Here is a 17,455-nt window from a genome sequence, read left to right as displayed (position 1 = left end):
TATAAAAGGAACATACGGAAGGCATAAAAAACCCCAAGCTTTCTGCTTAGGGCTGTTAAGAAATGCGTCGTAAAACGTTAGAGTTTATTCGCCTAAGCTTTCAAAGTAAGCTGCAATGTTTGCCATGTCAGTTTCGTTAAGTGTTGCGACCATGCCGTACATCACCGGTGCTTGACCACCAGTACGCTCTTGCGCTTTATAAGCTTTCATTGAAGACACTAAGTATGCTGCTTTTTGGCCAGCTAAGTTAGGGTAAGTCGGAATTAAAGAAATACCGTTCGCACCGTGACAGCCCGCACAAACTGCAGATTTGGCTTTACCCGCTTCGATATCTGCTGCAAAAGTGGTCGCAGTGAATAAAGTGGCAGCAACTAATAATAATACTTTTTTCATGGTTATTTCCTACTAGAAGATGGATGAATTTTTAATGGCGCTACTGTTCCAGAAAAGGTAACAAATTACAAACGATTCATACCAGTTGTTCAGGCTAACTTAAGCTAAGTCAGCCTGAATACCTATAATGGAGTAGCGTTTTTATTCTACGAACCTGTTTTTGGTTTTTCGTTAAGCAGTCGAACTTCACGCTGTGGGAATGGGAACTCGAAACCGTGCTGATTCATTAACTTCCAAATATCATAGAGCAAGTCTCCGCCGACCCTATGTTCGCCATCATCTATAGCTTCCATCCAAAACTCAATATGAAGGTCTATGCCGTTGTCACCAAAGCCAGAGATTTCAACATCGGGCTGCTCTTCAAAAGAATAGTCATCGCCGGAGAGTACTTTCGGGTGTGCACACAGAACCTCTTTAATAAGTGGGAACAACTTATCTAAATCGGAACTGTAAGCAACACTGTAATCAATTGCGTAACGTTGACGTTCGTTTTTATGAGTCCAGTTAACGAAGGTTTCGGTCGAAAACACATCATTGGGCACCACGATGTCTTTGCCATCGAAGGTTTCAAGCGTGATCGCTCGCAGGTTCAGTTCACGAATAGTGCCCGAGCGGCCATCTTCAAATTCAATGTAGTCACCTATCGAGAGGGATCGATCTAACAAGATAATTAGACCCGAGATAAAATTCGATGCAATAGATTGCAAACCAAAACCAATTCCGACACCAATAGCACCCCCAAATACCGCCAAAGTCGTTAAGTTAATGCCCAATACGTTAAGTAAAATAAGAAACATAAAGACGTAAAGCGCAACTTCAAACAATTTGGCAATCACTTCACGCGTACTGGAGTCAACACCGGCTTGATTACGAATCATCTGCTTGCCAATGCGGCTAGACTCTTTACCTAGCCAAAATAATAGCCCGCCAAAGTAAATGACCCGCAATACATCATAAAGGGAGATATGAAAGTTGCCTAAGTTAATAGCATAGGCCGCAAGTGCTGTCGTAATAGGTGTTAGCACATTGAATGCGTTGAGCAAAATCAATGGCGCCACGGTGTACATCAACAACCCAGCAAACACTTTGGCCTTAACAAAGGTTAAACTGTATTTAACAACAACAATCATTAGTATCAATGATTGGCATAGCCTCACTAATTTTACCGGTTCGCCTTTACTTTCTAAGGCATATATTAAAAATATTATAAGAAAAACCCAAGATAATAAGATGGAGGAATGGCCGATAAAATCATATACCTGTGCGATTAAGCCAGATTTATCCTTCGTATACTTTTTCAAATAACGAGAAGAGTAGGTCGCCATCAACCATGCAAAAGGCCACAGTGAAAACACCAACAAAATTTGCATTAGCTCGCTATTTTCATCCATTGCCTGAATAAAAAATTGACTAATTTGTTCTATTTGCAAGCCATCCATTTCATTATCTCTATTAACAAATTTTAAAAGTAGCGGCTATCCGCACGCTACGCTTTCCCATAATATATAGGGGCCACCGACGCCAGCATCGACTAACTCTTTATGATATTTACCACAACCGCCTAACTGAGTTGAAGGAACTTGGTGCTCTTCTTCAACTTTCGTTTTTGCAACTATTCTGTCTAAAATATCAAAAACTGAGTCAGTAATTTCTATATGGCCTCCCGCCGGCCCTAAGAATTTTTTACCCGTTAGCACGCCCTGTTTAATTTCTTCAAAATAAGCTGCGCCCACAGTTAAGCTACCGCCTTTAGGGTCCTCCATGCCGCCGTAAGGTTTTACAGCCAAAAAGCCATTTTCTACCATCGCAATCAATTGACCTAACGATTTATCACCGGGCGTAAAGTAAGTGTTGGTCTGGCGCGACATTAATGGCCGTCGCCAGCTTTCACGCTTACCGTTGGCGGTACGTGCAACATTCAGTTTTTGCGCGGAAGTTAAGTCAGTCATTGGCGTAGACAAGTAGCCTTTTTCGAGGATAGCTTGAGGTCTTGCTAACTGACCTTCGTTATCAAAATAATAGCTACCATTTGACCCTGCCGCCATACCGTCCATTTGATACATGGCGGGGTTATTCATAATGGTGGCTTGGTCGTTGCCTACTCTGACACCTTCTTCACGCAGTCGCGAGGCAATACTTCGGCCTTTCATCCAAGTATCACCTTCTTGCGTATGTCCGAAGGCCTCATGAGCGATAACTCCTGAAATACCCGGGCCGGTGATAACCTGGTAACGACCTGCGGCTAGCTTAGGTGCCTGCGACAGCTCTAATGGTGTAATGGCCAGTTCGTGTATCTTGTCTTCGTCAATCTCTATTAGTTCGAGCGTCCCCATACCACCTTCTGTGATTCGAGCCATTTGACCGGCGGCTGTCATGCCCATGGCATTCAAAATGGAGATAGGTAACAATTGCGACAAAGTTTTATTGCGATCAACAAACACATGGGTGGTGGTTTTGAAGCGCATCATAACCAGTGCGTCGGCCAAGGGTTGATAATCTGTTTCTTCTTCTACGGCTCGTGCAGAGAGATCGATCACTTGTTTACGCAAAGCTGTCGCCATTTCAACCATGGCATCTAGGGTAATATCTTCAAAGTTCTGCTGACACAAAGGTGCGAAGTGAACGACAGTGTTGGTCGTAAGTTCTGCTGGCAACTGTTGGGTAATATCGACACTCAAGCCGAGCACTTGCTCTTGCTGCCATGTACTCGGCTGATAAGCAGGTTGAGTTACTTGACTTAGGGTTTCTGCAATTTTTTTACGCAACTGTTGCGCGCAATTAAGAATCGCCTCGGCACTAATATTATTGGTCGCGCGTTCAAATTGCACACCGTCGCACATTGCCCGCAATACAATGCCTCGATCACCATCAATACTGGTACTCAAACTACGCTTAGCCTCGACCATTTTAGTTTGCTTCTCTTCATACCAAGCAAAGGCGTAAACAGACTGCTCTTGCCCTGCTTCGATGAGTGCAACGGCTTCTTGCATCGCCGGTATCAATGCCGCGACAGAATCAGCCAATTTAGGTCGGTAGGCGGGTACCATTTTTAATTTGTTCATAACGTCTCCTGATCGGTTTCACCGGCAATGGTTATGCCTTTCCACATCAACATAAAAGTTGGACCGTTATAGCCACTGGCCGCTTCGAAATAACCACCAGCCGTATTGCGTAACGTAGTTTCAGAGCTGAATTTAAAACCCGTTAAACTATCGCGAACGTTTCCCGAAACAATACCACCTTTTAAGGTTTTAACCGATTGACCCTTTTGGTACAAGCGGCCTAGTTTTATTTCACTGCTCCAAGTTAACGAAGATGGGTTCACCAATAGTGACGAAAAGTCGAGGATCTCAATCACTTCATCAACTTGGTTAAGCAGCTCGGTACGACTTGCTGTGCCCGCAGGTATCACTAGGTTGCCATAAATTCCGTTCGGCGCTTTATTAAGATAATGCGCTAGTCGGGTGTCTAATACTTGCTGCTGAACGGTATTGTTAACAATTACTTCTGCTTTTTCTGCGACCGTGCCTTCATCGGTAAACGCCGAAGTTTTTGCCATCTGTTTCAATGCTGGGTCAATGGTTAAATTGAAAACGTCAGAACGCGCATCAACCTCACCATTAGGCAATGCATCGTCCGGTTTCAGGTGAGGGCCTTGAGAATACTCCGCTGAACCATTGAGCTGACTAGCGATGGCGGCGGCTATTTTACTAATCGCATAGCTATCCACCAATATTGTTGCTTTGTTTCGTGCCGGCGGCATAAAGGCTTCTGTGGTCAGTTGGGTTTCTGCTGCCACTTCATCGAGCTTTACTTCCACGGTAGCGTCGTTAACGCCGACAAAGTGCCAATACTTTAATACTTCTTGCAGATTTGGCCCTGGTGCTAATTCCATGGCGACTTCAAAATAGAGGTCAGTGGTGATTTTTTGCGCTTCAATGCCTTTTGAGGTTTTAAGCAAGTGATGATGGACATTGGTATACAACTCGGCACTATTTACTTGAACGTTTTGCAAGTGTGTAGCATGTTGCTGAACCCGTTCAATGAGCTTTTTATGAGCTAAATTCATATCCGCAACGATAATTGGGCAATAAGATTCAACCTCCAGGTAAGGCATGTTCGGCTGCTCAGCCAATGGGTAAGCGGGATTCATTGCCAAGCTGGCATTGGCTTTTATTTGCTCAAGCTGGTGTTGTAAGTCGTCGCCTAACTGGATAGTAGCCGAAGAAGCGCCTATTTCGCGCTGATCTTCACTGCTGACATACAGGGTAACTTTGTAACTTAAATCATCAACTTCACGATCTTGATACACACTTAATTTATTGGCGTTGCCGCCGAGCAATAGACTTTGACAGGCATCGGACGCTTTACCATTAATCGCCCAGCCAGAAACAGGCTCATGAGTGTTTTTGAATTCGGTTACAGCCTGCACTATACCGGCTAAGCTTTGGTCATCATTCCAATTCATTCAAATTCTCCTAAAAGGTTGCCATCAGATTAACACAGGCACACTTTGGCAAAAACACTGCCTAGGCTTATTTACTGTTACGTCCCCGTCAATTCCGTACTACAATAGCCAGTTCAAACTCATTTTTTCGTTTAGGATCCTCATGGCCCAGATAGGCAAATACAATACCCTTCCCGTGGTCAGCAAAGCTGATTTTGGTGTTTATTTAGATGCGGGTTCTTTAGAAACTATTTTGTTGCCTAAGCGCCAAGTGCCAGAAGGTTGCCAAGTAGGTGATGAATTAGAAGTGTTCATCTATCACGATTCTGAAGATCGCCTAATCGCTACCATGGAAAAAACCAAAGCGCAGGTTGGTGAGTGTGCTTGTCTAGAGGTTAAAGATGTCACAAAGTTTGGCGCGTTTTTAGAATGGGGCTTACAAAAAGACTTATTAGTACCTACCAATCAGATGCGCAAGCCAATGGAAGCCGGTGAACGCCATGTGGTGTATTTATATTTGGATGAGTTTACAGACCGAATTGCAGCAACGGCAAAACTGAGCAACTTTTTACGTGAAGAAACCACGAACTACCAAAAGAATGATCGCGTCAGCATGATGATCGTTAACCGCACGAATATTGGTTACAAGGTCATTATTGATCAACTGTACTTAGGGGTTTTATTTAACGACGATGTTCTCAAACCGCTAAAGCCAGGCCAAACCATGGTCGGTTATATTAAAAATGTCCGCGCCGATAACAAGCTCGACGTGCAATTGCAGTTGCAAGGTCATGAAGCGCGAGTCGATATTGGTGATCGAATTTTACAACGCCTAGCCGATCAAGACGGCTGTTTGCTGCTATCCGACAAAAGCTCGCCCGATGATATTTATGCCCAATTTCAAGTTAGTAAAGGTAACTTTAAAAAGGCCATTGGCCGGCTTTACAAGCAAAAGCAAATTATCATCGAGTCCGACCGCATCCTATTGCCTTAATTCATAACGGATCAGAAGTTTATCGACTTACCACTAAACTTCTGAGCTGAGGTGCTGTAAAACTAGGGCGTTCATTGGCATGGATGCCAATGACGAGCCCCCATGGACGGGTTTACGGCGTACCTAGTTTTGCAGCACCTCAGCTCAAGCTTCACCGTGAGTCATAGTATTAGTCGCACTAAAATGAATGGTGCCGTTTGCGAACATATTTGGGTTTCGCACCTGATTTAAAGCGTTGCGTCATCAACACTGCCCGTTCTCGTGCGGTCAAATGTCTGAACTGATAACGCAAATAGATGATGTAGGCGGCTGTCGACAGTAAAAGTGCAACCGGTAACACCACAATAAAGTGATCAGCGACTGCGAGAGCTATGATTGACCCAACAACATAGACGCCGGGTAATAATTCATAAACTGGCTTTGGTATCATGTTGAACTCCTTCTCCTTGGTACCCTTTGAAAATAGCTCAAAATTTCATCCGCATTGGTAAATTCACGTTTATTTTTGTAATCCAGTAACTTTACATATGAACACTTGGGCTAACTGACTGGGGCTGTTAAAATCGCCCGCCCTAGGTTAAAGACATCAATTTTCATGGCAAACCGCTTAAACCCTCGTCAAAAAGAGTCTGTAGATTACATCAGTGGTCCACTGCTCGTTCTCGCGGGGGCGGGTTCTGGCAAAACATCCGTTATTACCTCGAAAATCGCCTATTTAATCGAAGAATGCGGTTATCAGGGTCGAAATATCGCTGCGGTGACTTTTACTAATAAAGCCGCTCGCGAAATGAAAGCACGGGTTATGAAGCTCGTTAGCGGTAAAAAAGCCCACGGTCTCATTGTTTCAACCTTTCATAACCTAGGCTTGAACATTCTGCGCAAAGAAGCTGAACACATTGGTCTGAAAAGCAGCTTCACCCTATTTGATGATCATGACTCAAAAGCACTCATTAAAGACATTATTTTACGCACAGCCCCTAACTCAGTTGATGAGGCAGACTACTTTCGCAATACCATTAGCCTGTGGAAAAATGACCTCATTGAAGCCAATGAATTGCGCGGTAAAGTTGATGATCCTCGTGAGGTGCTAGCGATTCAAATTTACGAAGAATATAACCGAATGCTCAGCGCCTACAACGCGGTCGACTTCGATGATCTCATCCGCTTACCAACCCTGTTGTTTTTAAATCACCCTGAAGTACTAGCGAAATGGCAGCGCCGTATTCGTTACTTATTGGTCGACGAGTATCAGGACACCAACATCTCTCAGTACCTACTAGTAAAGCTGATTGTAGGCGACCAGCCTCGCTTCACCGTCGTTGGCGATGATGACCAATCCATTTACAGCTGGCGTGGCGCTAGGCCTGAAAACCTCGTTAAGCTGCAAGAAGATTTCCCGAATTTAAAAATGGTCAAGTTAGAGCAAAATTACCGCTCCACCGGCCTTATTCTAAAAGCAGCTAATACGGTAATTGATAACAACCCCCATGTATTTAAGAAAACCTTATGGAGTGAGATGGGTTTTGGCGACCCTATTCGCATTGTCCGCTGCCCATCAGATGAGGCCGAAGCCGAACGCGTTGCCAATGAAATACTGCACAAGCATCTAGTCACAAAAGGCAGCTATAAAGACTTCGCGGTTTTATACCGAGGCAACCATCAAGCTCGCATCATGGAACTTAAGCTCCAACAAAACCGTATTCCGTACAAAATTAACGGCGGCACCTCCTTTTTCGCAAAAGCAGAAATTAAAGATATCATGAGTTACCTTCGCCTGCTCATAAACTCGGACGACGACGCCGCATTTTTACGCATCATTAATACGCCACGCCGTGAGATTGGCGCAGCCACATTAGAAAAACTAAACGACTATGCAGCGGTTCGCGGCATTAGCTTATCTTCTGCTTGTAGTGAACTGGGCCTACGACAGCATTTATCGCCGAAAGCCGGTGAACGCCTAGAGCGTTTCACGGGTTGGTTAAATCGCACCATCAAAAAGTTACATACTGACGAAAACCCAGTCATGGTCATTCGCGAACTGGTCACAGACATTAACTACGAAGCCTGGTTACGCCAAGACAGTCAAAGCGATCGGCAAGCTGAAAAGCGTTTAGCGAACGTGCACATCCTGATTGATGGCCTACAGTCGATGCTAGAACGTGGTAATGAAGAGGAGGATTCTGATTTAGCCATTGGCGAGGCCATCGGTAAGCTTGTGCTACGAGACCTTATGGATCGCCAAGAGGAAGAAGACGAAGATGACGCCGTACAATTAATGACCCTGCACGCCTCTAAAGGGCTAGAATTTCCTTACGTGTATATACTTGGCCTAGAAGAAGAACTTTTGCCACATCGCAATTCTATAGAGAATGACGACATAGAAGAAGAACGCCGCCTAATGTACGTCGGCATCACCCGGGCCAAGAAAAACCTCACCCTAACCTTCGCCGCTAAGCGTAAACAATTTGGTGAACTAATCGACTGCACACCAAGCCGTTTCTTAGATGAGCTACCCGACGAAGATATCACCTGGATCGGTGGCAAAGATGATAACGGCGCACCCGTCAGCAAAGAGCAGAATGCGCAAACGCTGTCTGATTTACGGGCCTTATTAAGTAGTTAGGGATTGTTTTGGGCTACGGGCTGCTAGTTGCGGGTTAGTTCAAGACAATTTCGTTTGGTAGTATTTTATCCTTTAACTCGTGGTTCGCAGCACGCTGGTACCCGAAGGGCTCCGTTCCAATATCCCATTGACAAATCGCCAATATGGTCTTTATTTAGTTAACTATTCCTAACTTTACAAAGCATTTGACATATGAGCTTGAGAACTCCCACATGGATGCGCACTATTGCTGCAGTCATTGCCTTAGTCGGCTTTATGTTAGGTTTTGGTTTAGCAACCTATGTTTTGCTGTCGACATTTAAAAATGTACATGATGAGTACGCTGATAATTTAATGACAGAAGCTGAAGGCGTCGTAGTAGAAATCGCAACCATTCTCAAGCAATTAAACGAACTTAATATTGCTCAATGTAACCAAGAAAACATGTTGGCAATGCGTCGATCTTTGTTCCTTTCAAATCACGTAAGAGAGATTGGTTACCTGAATAACAATAATAAGCTCATTTGCACGACAGGATTAGGCGTGCTAGACGAGCCTTTTTCATCTGATGGCTCAGACTTTTTCACTGAGAATGGTTTTGAGATATGGATAGCACAACCGCTAAAAATGTTTAATCAGGAGTATAAAGCCCTCATCGCCAAGTCTGGTAATTACAATGCGGTATATGACCTTAACAGAATTAAAAGTATTGGCTTAGATGGATTTGATTGGCAATTGATATATCGCCAAGGCGAGATGACTAGCCCCATTACCGGAAGCAAAGAGACCTTTAGACATCTATTTCAAGAAGATGGCCATGATTTCTCTTTGCTGGAGCAATACAGTGAATATTGTATGATATCAAACCCCCGCTATTGCATTGCAATTGAGTCACGTTATCCAGTGTTTTTTGAACACTACCGCAGCCTAATTTTTGTTGTATTAATTTTGCTGCTAAGCCTTACTTTTATCAATTTCTCAGTGGCACTAGTATTACTTAAACGTTTTTATTCATTAAATTCCCTCGTAAAACGAGGCATACGCAGAGATCAATTCTTTAGTTTGTATCAGCCTATTGTTAAATTAATAACAGGGGAGATCGTTGGCTGTGAAGCTCTCGCAAGATACAAGGGCCGGAAATCGGAGTTATTCCCTGATCAATTTATTCCCGTCATCCGAAGCTTAAAATTAACTTGGCTATTTACTGAAAAAATAATTCGAAAAGCGCTGTTAGATCTCGAGTCCAATGCAGACTTACCGGATGGTTTTCATGTGAATTTTAATATATTTCCAAGTGATATATCGAGTGGTCGAATTCAAAAACTGATGAATATTCATGAGGTACGTAATACTCGATTCCACTTAGTTTTTGAGGTCACTGAAGATGAAGAGTTAGAAGAAAAAGAGTCAAAATCACAATTAGAATGGCTTAATAAGCAGGGGTTTAGCATTGCCGTAGATGACTTTGGCACTGGTTACTCAAGTTTGAACCAGGTCAAAAATATGCATTGTCAAATATTAAAAATTGATCGCAGCTTTGTAATGGATATGGAAGAAGGCAGCATTAAATCTTCACTCATTCCTCATATTGTAAAAATCGCTTCAGATTTAAACCTAAAAGTTGTCGCTGAAGGTATTGAGAATCAAATGCAAGAAAATGAATTACGTGAATTAGGCGTTGAGTTTGGCCAAGGCTGGAGGTTTGGTAAACCGATGAAAGTAAAAAACTTAGCCAGTCTAATTGAATCTAAAAGACATGAAAATTAGGCTCAGATATCGTAAATAGCAATTTCAAATAATTAGCTAGCTGCTAGCTTCTTTTGGAAATATATTTGATCGACTCCCTTGCATGGAAAATCCGTAAACCTTCCGACTTCGCGATAACCATACTTAGCATAGAATTTAGGAGCTTGAAATGAATAGGTGTCTAAACATAAGTTGTTAACACCCAATTCTATTGCTTCAATTTCAAGACGCTTTAAGAGCTTTTCACCTAAACCAATTCCTCGTACCGATTCCGATAGCCATAAAAACTTAACGAAAATGGAAGTGAACGTCATATCGCCCATTAAACCACCGATAACATTGTTATCTACATCTCTGATAAATATCCCAAACGCTTTAGTATCTCGATTCGGAAAAGCTGGTGCATTAAATTTTCGTAAGCCATCAAGCAGCACTGCAACATCTTGATCTGAAGGTGATAATGTGAAATCTATATTCATGTAATCTCTACAGTCGATTATTTATAAAATATTTCTTAACTACAACTAAAAAAAGGACGCCTAAGTGGCGTCCATTTGCTAGCTATTTACTTTCAGGTAGCATTTCTAAATCGGTCATTTTCAACCAACCTTGGAAATCAGCAACGTTCGCTGGCAGTACCACTCTGGTGCTTGCGTCACCCAAGGTGCCAACCTTTGAGAATAGTTTTTCAGCAAGCTGCAAGCGTATTGATTCTTCACCACCTTTTTCGTTGATGGCTTTACCAATTTTCTGAATCGACTCAGCCGTTGCTTTTGCAATGGTAAGAATCTCTTGTGCCTTACCTTCCGCCTCGTTCATCAACTGTTGCTTGTCACCTTCTGAAACGTTAATCGTTTCGGTCATAACACCTTCAGAGATATTAATGCGTGACTGCTTATCACCTAAGCTTTTCGCCAAAATTGCTCGGCGAGTACGTTCGGCAGTCACTTGGCGTTCCATCGCTTCATTTACGCTCACCGGCGGTAGAATATTTTTGATTTCAAACCGGTGCACTCGAATACCCCAAGCCTGGCCAGCGCTATTAAGCACTTCTACAACCTTTGAACTGACGATATCACGTTCTTCGAAGGTACGCTCTAGGTCGAGTGTGCCAATCACTGAACGTGTCGTAGTGCGCGCGAGCTGAACAGCTGCATCGTGATAATCAACAATGCCATACGAAGCTTTGCTTGCATCATCGACCGACATATAGATAACCCCATCGACCTGCAAATTAATTTCATCTTTCGAGAAACAATATTGCGGTGGTACATCTATGGTCATTTCTTTTAGGTTAATTCTATCGGCTACTTTGTCGATAAACGGAACGATCGCATGGAAGCCTGGTTCAAGTGTTCGCAAATATTTACCGAAACGCTCAACAATATAAGCATTTTTGGTTGGAACAAAAAACAGTGAACGCAGTAACTGGAAAATGACAATGATAAAGACAATTGACCAGACACCAATGTTAAATATGTCGCTTATTGAGTTAATATCCATTTAGCTTCTCCTTACCCTTTAAACTGTTTAGTGACTTGGTCTAAGCCTTCGAAGATGCCCTTAACGCGAGCCATTTCACTTGGTAGTACTGAAATATCCGCACCTTCGAGAATAGTGCCTAGTTCAGTAACAAACTGATCAACCAAACGCATTTTGATGGCCTTGTTACCACCTGGCATGTTGATGGCTTCTGCAACCATAGCAATACCTTCTGCTTGAGCTTGCGCCAGCAATGAAATTTCTGTTGCTCGACCTTCAGCAATGTTAATTCGTCTCTGCCTTTCACCCACTGAATGGTTAATCGCTTCTTGGCGCTCACCTTCAGACATGTTGATTTTAGCTTCTTTTTCGGCGGTGGCTAAAGTGATGTCTGCACGACGATCTCGTTCGGCAACCATCTGCTTTTCTAATGTGGTGACAACATGAGTTGACGGGCTAATATTCGCGACTTCATAGCGATATACCTTAATACCCCAACTTTTAGAGGCTTTATCAATTTCTCGGACTATTGTCTCATTGAGCGTTTCACGTTCAGAAAATATTTCACCTAATGAAAGCTTACCCACTTCAGAACGCATCGTCGTTTGAGCCATGTTGATCGCCGCATTGCGATAGTCGCCAATGCCATAACTGGCTAACTGAGGATCCATGACTTTTAGATACACTAAGCCATCAATTTCGACTTGAATGTTATCCTTGGTTATACAGTGCTGTGCCGGAATATCAAAAACCTGCTCACGAATTTCATGCCGATAAGCAACTTTATCGATAATCGGAATCAACAAATGCAAACCCGGTTGGAATACCGCGCGAAATTTTCCTAAACGCTCCACAACAAATGATTCACGCATTGGCACTATGACCAACAGTATTTTTAATATGATCAAGGTGGCTAGCACCAAGAGTGTAATTAACGTCATCTTAACTTCCTTCTATTGATTTAACGATCCAGCAATTTCCATCGCGACCTGAAATAATCGCCTGGTCTCCAACTACGAACTCAGCTTCGGCTTGTGCCTCCCAATCTGTATCCAAGTATTTTATACGTCCTCGTTTAAATGGCGTTATGTTTTGCGTAACTGTCACAATTCGTCCAATGGCATCTTGAGTTTCATCGGTATTATCCACAACAGAGTTGTCAGGAAAAAACTTCAATAAAGTGGACCTTAGGACAAGTATAAAGACAAAGGAGAGAACGAAGAACGTCATCATTATGTTTAACAGGCCGGAAATCAGATCAAAATGTATCAACCCTCCGGTAACAATAGCAGCCGCACCGATGAAACCAAATACGGCTCCTGGGATCAACAGCTCTAACACGACCAAAATAACACCAATGGTGATCCAAACTAGGGGTAACATGTCCATACGGTTCTCCTTAAATCGTATCTTGATAGGCCAAGGCAACTTGCGCTTCAATAAATCGCAACGAACTAACGGGTAATTGAATATGCTCTGCCACCTGGGTTATATAATCTGAAGTGCCAAAGTACACTTTACCATCAATACGAGAGACTAAATGCAGTGTCCAAATCAAAAAGTGTTTATAGCCTTCTCGGGGCAAACTTTTGGCCATCGACTTACCAAAAAAAGGCTTTCGAAATGCACGAGCAATGCTTTGCTTTTCACTATCAGTTAACTCAATTTGTGCTTGGGCAACCAATATATCGCGCAATTTCAGTTCTGAATCTCTAATCTCCCCATCACTGCTGATGACAGAGTTTATATAGCGATAGAGGTCAAGAACAAAGTGCTGCTTTTGAACCGGAGTCAGTTTTGCCAGCAATAAGGTCATTATAGGTTTCTTACCTAACTCACCTACGCCGACTTCGGCTACGATCACTGGATCTTGAGCTATATATTCCGCTAACGGGTGAAAGGCACCGCTAACCACGCCAAGCGATTCTAACGGAGATGCATTTTGCACAATTTTATCCTCCTGTTTAGCTGTGTCGGTCTGTTCTTCATCGCCTAACAGCTGGCCGATTTGAATATGATAAAGCTCTGATAATTGCGCAGCCATAACAAAAGGCAGTTTTAACCGACCCTTTTCAATGTCGTATAGTGTATTGGCACGCAATTCAAGGCTGGCCTCTACTTGCTTTTGTGACAAGCCAGCCTGCTTTCGATACCTAACTAGGTTATCTAATACCTTTAGCTCTAGTTCTTGCATGGCTGCTCCTTAATTTGAAGGCACAACATACCGCTAAAAACAGTTATATAAAACTGTTTATTTTCATAATCGGTGAGATTATTACTTTAGTCATAACGACTTGTTTTGATCATTGTGTGACTAGTTAGATAAAAATTAGTTTTTATTGCAGAGACTTCTAGCTTTTATATCTCCATTTTTCGTGTAATATTGAACGTATGTAAAAAATAACAAACAACTGGATATACCATGTCAGAACCGAGATGCGGCGCTTACTACACTGCCACGATAAACACTGAAAGTGACTACCCTCAATTAATCGATGATATTCGTGTTGATGTTGCCATCATCGGCGGTGGATTTACCGGCATTAATACAGCCCTTGAGCTAGCCGAGCGCGGCCTATCGGTTGCCGTCATTGAAGCAAATAAAATAGCTTGGGGAGCCAGTGGCCGTAACGGTGGGCAGGTAACTGGTAGCTTGTCAGGTGATGGTGCTATGCGCAAAGAATTGCGTAAAAGCCTCGGGGATGACGCCGATAAATTCGTCTGGAATTTACGCTGGCGTGGTCACGATATTATTAAGAATCGAATTGAAAAATATGATATTCAATGTGATTTGAAATATGGCCATTTGCACACCGCCTTCAAACCCAGTCACATGACAGAGCTCAATGCCAATTACGAGCAAGCTATTGCTCATGGCATGGAATCTCATGTTGAATTACTCGATAAAAAACAGGTGCAGAGTTTCCTAGAGTCCGACTTATATCATGGTGCAATTTACAACAAAAAGAACATGCATTTGCATTCACTCAACCTATGTTTAGGCGAAGCCAAAGCGGCAGCCGATTTGGGTGTAAGAATTTTTGAGCGTTCAGAAGTTATCCGTATTGAACACGGTGATACGCCAAAAGTTGTCACAGGAAAAGGCTCCGTAACCGCTAACTCTGTCATGATTGCTGGCAACGCATATCATCGCTTAGAACGTAAGAAAATGAGTGGTAAAATATTTCCAGCAGCCGGCGGTATTATTACAACCGCTCCGTTGGGCGACGACATTGCTAACGCGATCAACCCGAAAGATGTCGCCGTTTACGACTGCCGTTTCGTATTAGATTACTACCGTTTAACTGCCGATAAACGACTGTTGTTTGGTGGTGGAGCCCACTACAGTGGCAAACCAAGCCGAGATATTGAAGCTGAGCTAAGACCCGCATTAGAGCGCACCTTTCCGCGTTTAAAGGGGGTGAAAATTGATTATCAATGGAGTGGCATGATGGGCGTGGTGATTAACCGAATCCCACAGCTGGGCAAGCTCTCAAAAAACGTTTTTTACGCTCAAGGTTATTCTGGTCACGGCATTGCAACTTCACACATTATTGGTGAAATAATGGCGAATGCACTAACGGGTCACTTATCTGAATTTGATGTCTTTGCAAAATGCCCCCACATACGCGTTCCTGGCAGTGAGTGGCTTGGAAATCAGTTTTTGGCGATGGGAATGTGGTACTACTTACTTCTGGAAAAGCTGCGTTAACCTAGTAAATAAACATGCCCATCGGCTCTAATATGGGCATGTTACTTACAAGTTAGACGCTGTTGTCGCTGAGACTACTTGGCAAGGTTCGTCAAAAGGGTTACGGAACCGGTGCGGTCGCTTAGACTCAAAATAGTAGCCTTCGCCAGACTCCAGCACATATGTTTGGTCATCAACCAAAAGCTCTATTTTGCCAGACACAACATAACCAGCTTCTTCACCTTCGTGGCTATAAGCTTCATCGCCGGTATCTGAACCGGTCGTATAGTTTTCAACCATAAAGGTTAATTGCCGATCAGGAAAAAATTTACCAATAAGCCCCCAACGAATACCTTCATCGCCAGCAACTTCCCGAAAGTCTTCTTTTTTATACACGACAGGAACATCTGCTGTTTCGAAATCCTCGGTATTAAAAAACTCCAACAAAGACATGGGTAAACCAGAAAGCACCTTTTTTAGAGAGCTGATGCTAGGGCTTACGCTGTTTTTCTCAATCATCGATATTGTTGAGTTGGTCACGCCAGCACGTTTAGCAAGCTCACGTTGAGATATGCCCACCTGCTTGCGGACAGCTTTCAGGCGTTTGCCAATATCTTCCACTCGGTTATTCCCTATAATGATAGTTTTGAACAGCACATAGTATACGACTTACTTGAACTGAATGAAAAGGTTGAACACTTGTGTACTATTTTTAACACTGAGCTTTTTTATATTTCGCTGCTCTGCTAGTATCGTGCAATATTAACAACGCTTATTTAAATTATATCAAACAGGCGCCCTTATGCTAAACCGTAAAACACATTCTGCCGACTATCCAGATTCTTACTATGTTGCAACACGCAGCTATCATAAAGATTACCCTAGGTTATCAGAGTCAATCGATACGCAGGTGTGCGTTATTGGCGGTGGTTTAAGCGGCGTCAATACCGCTCTGGAGCTCGCTGAGCGTGGCTTTAAGGTTGTATTACTAGAAGCCTTTAAGATTGGCTGGGGAGCCTCTGGTCGCAATGGCGGACAGCTAATTCGCGGCATTGGCCACGGTACAGAGCAGTTTAGCAACTCAATCGGCCAGGATGGGGTGAAAGCACTCGATCTAATGGGGCTAGAAGCGGTCGATATCGTTCGTGAGCGGGTCAAAAAGTACGACATTCAATGCGATCTGAAAATGGGTTATTCAGATTTGGCTCACAAACCACGCCACATGCAAGAGCTTGAAGCCGATAAAGCCTGGCTCGACAGTGTTGGCTATGGCTATGAAACGCGTCTGCTGCAAAAAGATGACATGCACGAAGTGGTTGGCTCCGACAATTACATCGGCGGTTTAATTGACATGGGCAGCGGCCATGTTCACCCGTTAAACCTAACCTTAGGGGAAGCAGAAGCGGCCGATTCTCTTGGCGTACGTATTTACGAAAGCTCAGAAGTGATTGATATTCAATATGGCGAGCGACCTGTTATAAAAACCGCGCATGGCCAAGTAACGGCCGATAAATTGGTTATTTGCGGCAACGCTTATGTCGCAGGCTTAGACGATGACCTAGAAGCCAAAGTATTACCTGCTGGCAGCTATGTGATTGCCACCGAACCCTTGCCAGATGAAGTTTGGCAACGAGTACTGCCACAAGATATGGCGGTCTGCGATTTACGTGTTGCTCTAGATTACTATCGCTTAAGTGCCGATAAACGCCTTTTGTTTGGCGGCCTTTGCAACTACTCCGGTCGTGACCCAAAGTCGATTATTGGCACACTAAAGCCTCACATGGATGATGTTTTCCCCTATTTGAAAGACGTGAAAATTGATTACCAATGGGGAGGCATGATTGGTATTGGTGCAAACCGTATGCCCCAAGTCGGGCGTTTACACTCGAACGTTTATTATGCTCAGGCTTATTCAGGGCATGGCGTCAACGCGACCCACATGAGCGCCAAAGTCATTGCGGAACACATTACAGGTGAAACTGCGCGCATGGAAATTTTTGAAAAAATTCATCACATGCGCTTTCCAGGTGGCCGAGCACTACGCTCACCCATGCTCGCCGCTGGGATGATTTTTCATCGAATTAAAGATATTTTTTAATC

At 43.4% G+C, this 17,455-nt stretch carries 16 protein-coding genes; 5 read left to right on the top strand and 11 right to left on the bottom strand.

Annotation, left to right across the window (positions count from 1 at the left end; translation table 11 throughout):
* Window positions 1-84: 84 nt before the first annotated feature.
* The 4 genes from ACI882_RS13235 to ACI882_RS13220 form a co-directional block, all read right to left on the bottom strand.
* Window positions 85-393, bottom strand: coding sequence for a c-type cytochrome (locus tag ACI882_RS13235; protein WP_411745687.1), 309 nt, complete (start codon window positions 391-393; stop codon window positions 85-87).
* A gap of 146 nt (window positions 394-539) precedes the next feature.
* Window positions 540-1,832, bottom strand: a complete 1,293-nt coding sequence (locus ACI882_RS13230; protein ID WP_411745688.1) for a mechanosensitive ion channel family protein — start codon at window positions 1,830-1,832, stop codon at window positions 540-542.
* A 36-nt stretch (window positions 1,833-1,868) separates the two neighbouring features.
* A complete protein-coding gene (locus tag ACI882_RS13225; protein ID WP_411745689.1) occupies window positions 1,869-3,455 on the bottom strand; it encodes a TldD/PmbA family protein in 1,587 nt (528 codons plus the stop codon).
* On the bottom strand, window positions 3,452-4,861 hold the full coding sequence (locus ACI882_RS13220) for a metallopeptidase TldD-related protein (RefSeq protein WP_411745690.1): 1,410 nt from the start codon (window positions 4,859-4,861) through the stop codon (window positions 3,452-3,454). The genes ACI882_RS13225 and ACI882_RS13220 overlap by 4 nt, the downstream gene beginning before the upstream one ends.
* 142 nt (window positions 4,862-5,003) lie before the next feature.
* Between ACI882_RS13220 and ACI882_RS13215 the strand changes: the two genes are divergently transcribed.
* A complete protein-coding gene (locus ACI882_RS13215; RefSeq protein ID WP_411745691.1) occupies window positions 5,004-5,834 on the top strand; it encodes a S1 RNA-binding domain-containing protein in 831 nt (276 codons plus the stop codon).
* A gap of 178 nt (window positions 5,835-6,012) precedes the next feature.
* Here ACI882_RS13215 and ACI882_RS13210 read toward each other — a convergent pair whose 3' ends face one another.
* Entirely contained in the window at window positions 6,013-6,264 is a 252-nt protein-coding gene (locus tag ACI882_RS13210; protein WP_411746278.1) for a hypothetical protein, read from the bottom strand.
* Window positions 6,265-6,429: 165 nt separating this feature from the next.
* On the opposite strand from ACI882_RS13210, the gene rep reads away from it, so the two are divergent.
* On the top strand, window positions 6,430-8,457 hold the full coding sequence (gene rep, locus ACI882_RS13205; RefSeq protein WP_411746080.1) for a DNA helicase Rep: 2,028 nt from the start codon (window positions 6,430-6,432) through the stop codon (window positions 8,455-8,457).
* A 192-nt stretch (window positions 8,458-8,649) separates the two neighbouring features.
* Window positions 8,650-10,203, top strand: coding sequence for an EAL domain-containing protein (locus ACI882_RS13200; RefSeq protein WP_411746279.1), 1,554 nt, complete (start codon window positions 8,650-8,652; stop codon window positions 10,201-10,203).
* Between the two features lie 32 nt (window positions 10,204-10,235).
* Here the strand turns inward: ACI882_RS13200 and ACI882_RS13195 are convergent, their stop codons facing one another.
* The 5 genes from ACI882_RS13195 to ACI882_RS13175 all read right to left on the bottom strand — a co-directional run bounded on the left by ACI882_RS13195 (window position 10,236) and on the right by ACI882_RS13175 (window position 13,858).
* Window positions 10,236-10,661 (bottom strand): GNAT family N-acetyltransferase, encoded by a 426-nt coding sequence (locus tag ACI882_RS13195; RefSeq protein ID WP_411743590.1) that lies wholly within the window; start codon window positions 10,659-10,661, stop codon window positions 10,236-10,238.
* Window positions 10,662-10,743: 82 nt separating this feature from the next.
* Entirely contained in the window at window positions 10,744-11,685 is a 942-nt protein-coding gene (locus ACI882_RS13190; RefSeq protein WP_411743589.1) for an SPFH domain-containing protein, read from the bottom strand.
* A gap of 11 nt (window positions 11,686-11,696) precedes the next feature.
* Window positions 11,697-12,605: an SPFH domain-containing protein gene (locus ACI882_RS13185; protein ID WP_411743588.1), complete on the bottom strand. Its 909-nt coding sequence runs from the start codon at window positions 12,603-12,605 to the stop codon at window positions 11,697-11,699.
* A 1-nt stretch (window position 12,606) separates the two neighbouring features.
* On the bottom strand, window positions 12,607-13,053 hold the full coding sequence (locus tag ACI882_RS13180) for an NfeD family protein (protein WP_411743587.1): 447 nt from the start codon (window positions 13,051-13,053) through the stop codon (window positions 12,607-12,609).
* A 10-nt stretch (window positions 13,054-13,063) separates the two neighbouring features.
* Window positions 13,064-13,858, bottom strand: coding sequence for a helix-turn-helix domain-containing protein (locus tag ACI882_RS13175; RefSeq protein ID WP_411743586.1), 795 nt, complete (start codon window positions 13,856-13,858; stop codon window positions 13,064-13,066).
* Window positions 13,859-14,086: 228 nt separating this feature from the next.
* On the opposite strand from ACI882_RS13175, the gene ACI882_RS13170 reads away from it, so the two are divergent.
* Window positions 14,087-15,376: an NAD(P)/FAD-dependent oxidoreductase gene (locus ACI882_RS13170; protein ID WP_411743585.1), complete on the top strand. Its 1,290-nt coding sequence runs from the start codon at window positions 14,087-14,089 to the stop codon at window positions 15,374-15,376.
* Between the two features lie 45 nt (window positions 15,377-15,421).
* On the opposite strand, the gene ACI882_RS13165 is transcribed toward ACI882_RS13170, so the two are convergent.
* Window positions 15,422-15,976: a cupin domain-containing protein gene (locus tag ACI882_RS13165; RefSeq protein WP_411743584.1), complete on the bottom strand. Its 555-nt coding sequence runs from the start codon at window positions 15,974-15,976 to the stop codon at window positions 15,422-15,424.
* Window positions 15,977-16,157: 181 nt separating this feature from the next.
* Between ACI882_RS13165 and ACI882_RS13160 the strand changes: the two genes are divergently transcribed.
* Window positions 16,158-17,453: an NAD(P)/FAD-dependent oxidoreductase gene (locus tag ACI882_RS13160; protein WP_411743583.1), complete on the top strand. Its 1,296-nt coding sequence runs from the start codon at window positions 16,158-16,160 to the stop codon at window positions 17,451-17,453.
* Window positions 17,454-17,455 lie beyond the last annotated feature (2 nt).

It is taken from the genome of Reinekea sp. (assembly GCF_046710285.1).
Classification (GTDB): Bacteria; Pseudomonadota; Gammaproteobacteria; order Pseudomonadales; family Natronospirillaceae; genus Reinekea.
Note: the sequence above shows the minus strand (reverse complement) of the source record. Positions and strands in the feature narration are given on the sequence as shown.

What these genes read in the sequence shown, in the direction of transcription:
- ACI882_RS13235 (WP_411745687.1), bottom strand. Translation starts at nt 393, where the DNA reads ATGAAAAAAGTATTATTATTAGTTGCTGCCACTTTATTCACTGCGACC.
- ACI882_RS13230 (WP_411745688.1), bottom strand. Translation starts at nt 1,832, where the DNA reads ATGGATGGCTTGCAAATAGAACAAATTAGTCAATTTTTTATTCAGGCA.
- ACI882_RS13225 (WP_411745689.1), bottom strand. Translation starts at nt 3,455, where the DNA reads ATGAACAAATTAAAAATGGTACCCGCCTACCGACCTAAATTGGCTGAT.
- ACI882_RS13220 (WP_411745690.1), bottom strand. Translation starts at nt 4,861, where the DNA reads ATGAATTGGAATGATGACCAAAGCTTAGCCGGTATAGTGCAGGCTGTA.
- ACI882_RS13215 (WP_411745691.1), top strand. Translation starts at nt 5,004, where the DNA reads ATGGCCCAGATAGGCAAATACAATACCCTTCCCGTGGTCAGCAAAGCT.
- ACI882_RS13210 (WP_411746278.1), bottom strand. Translation starts at nt 6,264, where the DNA reads ATGATACCAAAGCCAGTTTATGAATTATTACCCGGCGTCTATGTTGTT.
- rep (WP_411746080.1), top strand. Translation starts at nt 6,430, where the DNA reads ATGGCAAACCGCTTAAACCCTCGTCAAAAAGAGTCTGTAGATTACATC.
- ACI882_RS13200 (WP_411746279.1), top strand. Translation starts at nt 8,650, where the DNA reads ATGAGCTTGAGAACTCCCACATGGATGCGCACTATTGCTGCAGTCATT.
- ACI882_RS13195 (WP_411743590.1), bottom strand. Translation starts at nt 10,661, where the DNA reads ATGAATATAGATTTCACATTATCACCTTCAGATCAAGATGTTGCAGTG.
- ACI882_RS13190 (WP_411743589.1), bottom strand. Translation starts at nt 11,685, where the DNA reads ATGGATATTAACTCAATAAGCGACATATTTAACATTGGTGTCTGGTCA.
- ACI882_RS13185 (WP_411743588.1), bottom strand. Translation starts at nt 12,605, where the DNA reads ATGACGTTAATTACACTCTTGGTGCTAGCCACCTTGATCATATTAAAA.
- ACI882_RS13180 (WP_411743587.1), bottom strand. Translation starts at nt 13,053, where the DNA reads ATGGACATGTTACCCCTAGTTTGGATCACCATTGGTGTTATTTTGGTC.
- ACI882_RS13175 (WP_411743586.1), bottom strand. Translation starts at nt 13,858, where the DNA reads ATGCAAGAACTAGAGCTAAAGGTATTAGATAACCTAGTTAGGTATCGA.
- ACI882_RS13170 (WP_411743585.1), top strand. Translation starts at nt 14,087, where the DNA reads ATGTCAGAACCGAGATGCGGCGCTTACTACACTGCCACGATAAACACT.
- ACI882_RS13160 (WP_411743583.1), top strand. Translation starts at nt 16,158, where the DNA reads ATGCTAAACCGTAAAACACATTCTGCCGACTATCCAGATTCTTACTAT.